Origin of the sequence: Erythrobacter tepidarius, assembly GCF_002155695.1 — a bacterium.
Classification (GTDB): Bacteria; Pseudomonadota; Alphaproteobacteria; order Sphingomonadales; family Sphingomonadaceae; genus Erythrobacter; species Erythrobacter tepidarius.
In genome coordinates, this window is the sequence record NZ_MUYJ01000032.1 from 1 (window position 1) to 1,438 (window position 1,438).

3 protein-coding genes are annotated in these 1,438 nt (G+C 56.3%); 2 read left to right on the forward strand and 1 reads right to left on the reverse strand.

Translation table 11 applies throughout. The features are described 5' to 3' along the window. Together BZF61_RS15480 and BZF61_RS15485 are read left to right on the forward strand one after the other, a co-directional pair. The coding region (locus BZF61_RS15480; protein WP_143736936.1) for a transposase at positions 1-341 on the forward strand (341 nt) is incomplete at its 5' end. Positions 342-580: 239 nt separating this feature from the next. After that, positions 581-1,027, forward strand: a complete 447-nt coding sequence (locus BZF61_RS15485) for a DNA methyltransferase (protein ID WP_281251538.1) — start codon at positions 581-583, stop codon at positions 1,025-1,027. Between the two features lie 70 nt (positions 1,028-1,097). On the opposite strand, the gene BZF61_RS15490 is transcribed toward BZF61_RS15485, so the two are convergent. Beyond that, positions 1,098-1,438 (reverse strand): transposase (locus tag BZF61_RS15490; protein WP_143736936.1); only part of this gene is annotated, 341 nt, incomplete at its 5' end.

The following is a 1,438-nucleotide window of genomic DNA, read 5'->3' on the forward strand; positions in this document are numbered from 1 at the left end:
ACCTCATCAGCAAGCAGAATACCGGTTCGGGCGTATGGGCGGACACCGCTTATCGCTCGAAGAAGAACGAGGCGTTCCTCGAGCGGGGCATGTTCAAGAGCCACATCCACCAGAAGCGCACGCCGCGTCGGCCGCTGCCCAAACACATCGCCAGAGCCAATGCCAAGCGCTCCGCTGTGCGCTCGGCGGTCGAGCACGTGTTCGCATGTCAGAAGCACCGCATGGGGCTGTTCATCCGCACCATCGGCATCGCCAGAGCCCGGATCAAGATCGGCATGGCCAACCTTGCCTATAACTTCCAGCGCCTCGCCTGGCTCGAGGGGCAAGGTGCGCCTGCATAGCGCGAAAACGGACTGCTGAGCGGCACTCAGGCCCCGAAAACCGCGGAAACCAGGCCGAAAAGGCCAGCCTTCACGCACAAAAGACCGCGATCAGACCATCCGCGCCCTCATCAGGCCGAAAACAGCAGGTTCTTCGAGGTGTCCAGGTTACGCAGGAAATTGCTTCAGGTGAGCGTAGCGAACAGGGGGCACGTCTTGTTGCCAATCCAGACGGAAATGGTCGTTTCCATTCCGCTTGGCTGTCTATGATCTATCCACGCGTTAAGGCTGCAAGGAATATCCTTCGCGAAGACGGGGTCATTTTCATAAGTATTGATGAAAATGAATATTCGAATCTGAAAAAGGTCTGCGAGGATGTTTTCGGTGGCGCAAATTTTGTTGGAACAATCGTTTTGCAAACGGCTACAGACAACAACGAAACACAGATCAACATAGAGCACGAATATATTATTTGCTTTGCAAAGAATAAGTCCGCTCTCAAAACATGGTCTCGTCCCAGTGCGGCTGCAAACCTTATAAAAGAGCAATACTTGAAATTCAGATCTAAGTACGGATCGGACAATGCTGCTGTGCAGGCTGAGTTGAGGAAATGGATCAAAGACAACAAAGATTGGACACCTCGAAGAACCTGCTGTTTTCGGCCTGATGAGGGCGCGGATGGTCTGATCGCGGTCTTTTGTGCGTGAAGGCTGGCCTTTTCGGCCTGGTTTCCGCGGTTTTCGGGGCCTGAGTGCCGCTCAGCAGTCCGTTTTCGCGCTATGCAGGCGCACCTTGCCCCTCGAGCCAGGCGAGGCGCTGGAAGTTATAGGCAAGGTTGGCCATGCCGATCTTGATCCGGGCTCTGGCGATGCCGATGGTGCGGATGAACAGCCCCATGCGGTGCTTCTGACATGCGAACACGTGCTCGACCGCCGAGCGCACAGCGGAGCGCTTGGCATTGGCTCTGGCGATGTGTTTGGGCAGCGGCCGACGCGGCGTGCGCTTCTGGTGGATGTGGCTCTTGAACATGCCCCGCTCGAGGAACGCCTCGTTCTTCTTCGAGCGATAAGCGGTGTCCGCCCATACGCCCGAACCGGTATTCTGCTTGCTGATGAGGT